7 protein-coding genes are annotated in these 6192 nt (G+C 63.5%); 6 read left to right on the top strand and 1 reads right to left on the bottom strand.

The window, feature by feature from the left end; genetic code table 11:
* Together EN884_RS21660 and EN884_RS21655 are read left to right on the top strand one after the other, a co-directional pair.
* A partial coding sequence (locus tag EN884_RS21660) for a helix-turn-helix domain-containing protein (RefSeq protein ID WP_164895094.1) occupies positions 1 to 473 on the top strand: 473 nt, incomplete at its 5' end.
* Complete coding sequence (locus tag EN884_RS21655; protein ID WP_063167597.1) at positions 470 to 892, top strand: GNAT family N-acetyltransferase; 423 nt, start codon at positions 470 to 472, stop codon at positions 890 to 892. The genes EN884_RS21660 and EN884_RS21655, both read left to right, overlap by 4 nt.
* Here EN884_RS21655 and EN884_RS21650 read toward each other — a convergent pair.
* The gene (locus EN884_RS21650; RefSeq protein ID WP_063170182.1) at positions 889 to 2004 is read right to left on the bottom strand and encodes an anhydro-N-acetylmuramic acid kinase; all 1116 of its coding nucleotides are present in this window, start codon (positions 2002 to 2004) and stop codon (positions 889 to 891) included. The genes EN884_RS21655 and EN884_RS21650 overlap by 4 nt on opposite strands.
* 371 nt (positions 2005 to 2375) lie before the next feature.
* Here EN884_RS21650 and EN884_RS21645 point away from each other — a divergent pair, with 371 nt between their 5' ends.
* The 4 genes from EN884_RS21645 to EN884_RS21630 all read left to right on the top strand — a co-directional run.
* Positions 2376 to 3065: an SDR family NAD(P)-dependent oxidoreductase gene (locus EN884_RS21645; RefSeq protein ID WP_063167598.1), complete on the top strand. Its 690-nt coding sequence runs from the start codon at positions 2376 to 2378 to the stop codon at positions 3063 to 3065.
* Positions 3066 to 3271: 206 nt separating this feature from the next.
* Complete coding sequence (locus EN884_RS21640; RefSeq protein WP_063167599.1) at positions 3272 to 4111, top strand: transporter substrate-binding domain-containing protein; 840 nt, start codon at positions 3272 to 3274, stop codon at positions 4109 to 4111.
* A gap of 2 nt (positions 4112 to 4113) precedes the next feature.
* Positions 4114 to 5475, top strand: a complete 1362-nt coding sequence (locus tag EN884_RS21635; protein ID WP_063167600.1) for a cation:dicarboxylase symporter family transporter — start codon at positions 4114 to 4116, stop codon at positions 5473 to 5475.
* The coding region (locus tag EN884_RS21630) for an amino acid racemase (protein ID WP_164895093.1) at positions 5472 to 6192 on the top strand (721 nt) is incomplete at its 3' end. The genes EN884_RS21635 and EN884_RS21630, both read left to right, overlap by 4 nt.

Raw genomic sequence — 6192 nt, 5'->3', positions numbered from 1 at the left:
TCAACGTGGTGACGCTGCGCATTCCGCCGCTACGTGAACGCCGCGGCGATATCCCGATGCTGTTCGGGCATTTCCTCGGCAAGGCGGCCGAACGGTTTGGCCGGCCTGTCGCCAAAGTGAATGCAGCCGTCAGCGATCATCTCCAGTCGCATGACTGGCCGGGCAATGTGCGCGAGCTCGCCCATTTCGCCGATCGCGTCGCGCTCGGTCTCGGCCCGGACGAGGAGATGAAAACGGTTCGCGCGCATTCGCCGGAGCCTGCGGCAGCATTGCCCGAACGGGTCGGCCACTATGAGGCGCAACTGATCCGCGATGCGCTACGCGACCATGGCGGCGACGTGCGCGCCGCCATCGACGTGCTCGGCGTGCCGCGTAAGACCTTTTATGACAAGCTCAAGCGCTACGGCATTGCCGCGTCCGAATTTCGCAATGGCGGCGATGCCGATACGCAACCCATCTCGGAAAAGCGATGAACACGACACTGCAAACGACGGCAAATCCCTCGCCGCAAGACCTCACTTTTCTCAGCGAAAGGCTGACGGCGTTCAACGACGGCGATGTCGGCGCGTCCGAAAGGCATGCGCTTGCGGTGTTCGTGCGCGACGACGCCGGCGCGGTCGTCGCCGGCATTTCCGGCTACACCGCCTGGGGATGGCTTTATGTGCAATGGCTCTGGGTGGATGAGCGGCTGCGTGGCCAGCACATGGCCGGCAAGATGCTGGACGCGGCCGAACATGAAGCGGTGGCGCGCGGCTGTCAAAACGCCTGGATCGACACCTTCAATCCGAATGCCGCCAAGGTCTATCAGCGCCAGGGTTATCAGCCCTTTGGAACACTTGCCGACTTCCCCGTCGGCCGCAGCCGCATCTTCCTGCAGAAGAAACTGGCTTAACCGGCGAGTTTTCCGCCCTGCATCGGCCGCGGTGCGCCGGTCGTGCTCGGAAAACTGATCGGCAGGCCGCGCAGCACGCGAACCGCGAGGAAGGCAAAGCATTCCGCCTCCACCGCGTCGCCGCTCCAGCCCAGGCTCTCGGCCTGCACCACCTCGACGCCGGCGCGGCTGGCCAGCATCGCCATCATGGTCGGATTATGGCGACCTCCGCCGCTGACCACCAGTTTCTTCGGCCGGTGCGGCAAGAGGTCGAGTGCCTTGCCGACGGCGCCGGCGGTGAACGCGGTGAGCAAGGCCGCACCATCCTCTGCATTCAGGCCGTCCGCCATCGCGGCACCGAAGTCGAAACGGTCCAGCGATTTCGGGTAGGCTTTGCTCAGATAAGGGTGCTGCAGCAGCTTGGCGAGCCGGGCCTCGTCGACCGTTCCCGCCCAGCCAAGCGCGCCGTCGCGGTCCATCTCGCCGAGCCCCTTCGACTTGATGAAATCGTTGAGCGGCGCGTTGGCGGGGCCGGTGTCGAAGGCGACGACATTGTCAGCGCCGTCCCACCAGGTGATGTTGGCGACGCCGCCGAGATTGAGTACGGCGACCTCGCCATTGGCACCGGCGCTGCGCATCAGCGCGGTGTGATAGACCGCGGCCAGCGGCGCGCCTTGCCCCCCGGCGCGCATGTCGGCCGAGCGGAAATCGTATGCGACCTTGGTGCCCAGTATGGCATGCATCAGCTCACCGTCGCCGAGCTGCCGGGTCTGGCCCAGCCGTCCAACCTGCGGCGCACGATGCAGAACGGTCTGGCCGTGAAAACCGACGATGCCGATATCGGCCATCGTCATGCCATAGCCTTCGACCAACTCCTTGACGGCCGCCGATTGCGCGCGTGTCAGGGCATCCTCCGCGGTGCGGAAGATCGCCGGCTCCGGCCCAACGAAACTCCACCCCCGCGCCTCCGTCAGCGTCTCTTCCAGCAGCGAGCGGATCGACGCGGGATAGGGCATCAGCCGGTAGGTGCCGAAATCCTCGATGCGTTCGCCATCGGTCTTGATCAGCGCGACGTCGATGTTGCCGTCCAGCACCGTGCCGGTCATCAGGCCGACGGCCCAGATTGGTTCCATAGTCGTTTCCTCGTTGAGCATGATCTTTTCCGAAAACCGTTTCCCACTTTTCGGGACCATGCTCCAGTCCCCATCGATGAGATCGCCGATAGCTTTGCGAAGCCTGACGATTCTACCGTCAAAATATCGGTCGGATGAATCCGGTTGGCGGGCAAGGTCCAAGCCTTGCCACTGTCGAAGCGGCGGTCTCGGTGCTGAAGGCCGAGCGGCCTTCGTAGCGCCACAGGCGATGCTGGACCGCGCAACGTTGGTTCTGCAGCCGTCTGGCTCAACAACCGCCGAGATGCCACCTCTTGCCTGTCAGCCCCGAAGGCGCGACCTTGCCTGATCTGGCGAACGCTTCCGCCGAAATCCGCAAGGAGTGAAAAATCATGGCATCCGATGTGGCCGTCATTGCAGGCGCCGGCGCTGGTCTGAGCGCCTCGCTTGCGCGCCTTCTCACCCAGGAAGGCTTTCGCGTGATTCTGGCCGCCCGCAATTTCGAGAAGCTCAGCGCTCTGACCGACGAAACCGGTGCGCTGGCCGTCGAGACGGATGTTGCCGACGTCGCGTCCGTCGCCAGCCTGTTCGACACTGCAGACAAGGCCGGCCCGCTGGCGCTTGCAGTGTTCAACGCCAGCGCGCGCACCCGCGGACCGATCGCCGAGCTCGATGCCGAAGCGGTCAAACAGGCATTGCTGGTCGGCGCCTATGGCGGCTTCCTGGTCGGCCAGCAGGCGGCGCGCCGGCTGCTTGGGCGGGGTTCCGGATCGATCCTGTTCACCGGCGCCACCGCCAGTGTGAAGGGATTTCCCGGCTCAGCCGGCTTCGCCATGCCGAAATTCGGCCTGCGCGGCCTGGCGCAGTCCATGGCCCGCGAGCTCGCTCCGCAGAACATCCACGTCGCCCACTTCATCATCGACGGCCAGATCGAGCCGGCCGGACAGGTGGCCGATCCCGGCCGGCCGGACCGCCGTCTATCGCCGGACGCCATCGCCGAGGCCTATCTTACAACCCATCCCCAGCATCGCAGCGCCTGGAGCTCGGAGCTTGAGCTGCGGCCCTGGGCAGAGACGTTTTGACAGTGCAGCTGATCGCCTAGGGGCCAACTAATCGCCTGGCGGGAAGTAACGCGATCCTTCCGCCATTCCTTTTACATTAGGTGATACTAATATTTTGTGGCGCTGAGCTGCTTATCCAATACATAAAAAAGCGCAGTGTAATATATACGTTTGTTTAACGTCGGTTGTGCATCTTGCTGGCTTTCCCGGTCTAATTGAGAACGCGTATGCCGGTTACACGTCGTACACTGCTTGCGGCCGGGAGCGGCGGGTTGCTGATCTCGCAAGCCCGGGCGGCCAACACTCCAGGACAGCAGGCGGAGAACGCCCCAACGCCGATCGCGAGCGGCGATGCCTTGCGCATCGCAATGCCGGCCTTCGCTTCCAATCCGTTCTTCCCGGCCGACGGATCGGGGGACAATGGCATAGACATGGAACTGGCCCACGGCATCGCCGCGGCGCTTGGGGTCGAGCCGGTGTTCGACCGATCCGCCGCAACGTTCGACGATATCGTCAGACAGGTCAGTTCCGGACAGGCCGACATGGCGATTGGCAAGCTCAGCAGGACGCTTCAGCGCGGCCGGTCGATCATCTATTCCCGCCCCTACGCCATGCTGCGGCAAGGGCTGATCGCCAACCGCCTCAACCTGGCGCGTATCGCGCAAGGCAAGCCGCCAGAACAGATTGTCCGTGATTTCTCAGGTGATCTCGGCGTGATCGAGGGCTCTTCCTTCGCCACTTATGCGGCCACGACTTTCCCACATGCGCAAATCCATCGCTTGGCAAGCTGGGACCTGATCATCGATGCGATCCGAAACGGGACGATCGACATGGCCTATCGCGATGATTTCGAGATCAAGAAGCTGATGGTCGACGATCCGTCGATGACAGTCGTAGCGCGCTCCATCACGCTGACCGACAAGGTCGATACGATCGCAGTCGGCGTGCGGCCGGACAATCCGCATCTCGCGGCCTTTGTCGATCTGTATCTCGACCTCGCGCGGGGTCAGCAGATTCTCAACACGGACGAGATCATCGCCCGCTATCGCCTGGGGAGCAAAGCCTGACAATGGCCATCTCCGACGTAGCCGGACCCCTGCCTTTCGATTGGCGTCTCGCGGCAAGGCGTATCTTGCGATCGCCGGTGACGACGATTGCGATGATTGCTGCAGGAATCCTGTGCGGCCTCTACTATCCAGACTTTGCCCATGCGATCAGCCCTGTCGCACAACTCTACCTGAATTTCCTAAAGATGGTCGTCCTGCCCTATTTGGTCTCATCGGTCATCTTCTCCATCACGGCGATGGTCCAGGACCCGAAATCGGTCCGCTACCTCGGTAAGGTGGGTATGGCCGTGCTGGTCGTGTCGTTCCTGGCCGTGCTGGTGAGCGGCACCTTGTCGCTGATCCTGCAGCCGGGCCAGATCGAGAATCCCCAGTCGCGCATCGAGCTTGGCGAGTTCATCAATTCGCAAGGCAGCGTGTCCACCGATCTCGCCTTCCCGTTCCAGCCGCCGCCCTCCAATGGGGATCCCAGCGGCGGGCATTCGATCCTGCTCGACCTGGTGCCGAACAACGTCTTCAATGCGCTGGCCTCGGGACAGACCATCCAGGTTCTGCTGTTCTGCCTGCTTTTCGGGCTCGCGATGGGGAAGATTCCCCAGCCCTCGTCCATGAGCCTGACGCAGGCGCTCAACGCGGTCTACAGGGCCTGTACGGTGCTGACCAACTGGTTCATCTGGGGGTTGCCCTTTGCAACCTTCATCCTGATCGCGGACCAGACCGCGTCGACCGGAACCAAGCCGCTCACGCTGATGGGCGGTTACCTGCTGGTGATGGGTTTTTCCTGCCTCATATTCGTTGCCGGCGCCTTTGCCATTATCGCCATCCGGTCGCGACGAAGCTACTGGACGACGATCAAGACCTGCCAGCCCCTTCTCATGGTGGCCATCACCACACGCTCTACGGTCGCCTCGCTGCCGTGGGTCATCAACCTTTTGAGCGAGCGCCTGCGGTTCAGCCTGGTGGTCGTGGAACTGCTGGTGCCGCTGCAGGCGGCTTTGCTGCGTACAGGCCCGGCGCTGCTCTACACTTCGGGTGCGCTGTTCATCGCCCAGCTCTACGGCCATCCGCTTGCAGTCCCCGACCTCGTGCTCGTCGGCATCATCTCGGCGCTTCTCGCGCTCACCACCGGCGGCATGGGCAGCCTGCTCATCCTGTCGCAGATGTCCATCGTCTGCGGCTACCTGAAGCTTCCCTTCGAGGCGGCGTTCGCTTTGTTCGTCGCGGTGGATGCGGCCGTGGACACGTTCATGACGCTGGCCAGCGTCTGCACCGTCGCGGCGAGCACGGCAATGATCGCTCCCAGCCACAGGGAGGCGACACAGCCTGAAACCGTCTCGGAACAGCTCGAAGCCGAGCCTGCCGGATGATCGACGACAGCATCCGTCCCCAGCTCGGCATTATCGGCGGCCTGGGGCCGCTTGCATCGGCTGACTTCTACTTCAAATTGACCCGGATGACCCAGGCGTTCAGAGACAACGAACATGTGCCTGCCGTGATCCTCAGCGTACCGCAGCTGCCCGACAGGACCGAAGCCATCCTTGCCGGCCATGACGGCCCGCTGGCGCCTTTGAAAGCGGCGGTCGCGACGCTCAATGCGCTCGGCGTCGCCTGCGTCGCGATGCCGTGCAACACCGCCCATCATTGGTACGACCAACTGGCGGCGAATTCGCGCGCGGAAATCATCCATATCGGCGACGCCGTGGTGGCGGAGACGCGTCGTAGCCTGGAGCGGGGCCGGGTTGCTGTTCTCGCCACCCAGGGCACGCTGGTCTCCGGCTTCTATCAGGACAGGATGTCGGCGGCGGGATTTGAGCTCTGCCTTCCCTCGAACACCGAATTTCAGGCGTGCGTCGACAGCGCGATCAGCCTCGTCAAGGCGGGTTCGATCGCGGATGCGGCGGTTGAAACCGAGCGCGCGCTCGACATCGCGCAAGCGGCCGGCGCCGATGCCGCCCTGCTCGGCTGCACCGAACTGTCGGTGGTGGCCGCCAGCCTCAACGACGTGAATGGATTGCTCGTCATCGACAGCAATGCGGCCCTGGCGCGAGCCTGCCTGACGCGATTAGGGTTCGGTACGCAGGAAG

The organism is Mesorhizobium sp. M7A.F.Ca.AU.001.01.1.1 (genome assembly GCF_004022735.1).
Taxonomy (GTDB): Bacteria; Pseudomonadota; Alphaproteobacteria; order Rhizobiales; family Rhizobiaceae; genus Mesorhizobium; species Mesorhizobium ciceri.
The sequence above is the reverse complement of the archived record's forward strand: the minus strand, read 5'-3'. Positions and strand labels throughout refer to the sequence as shown.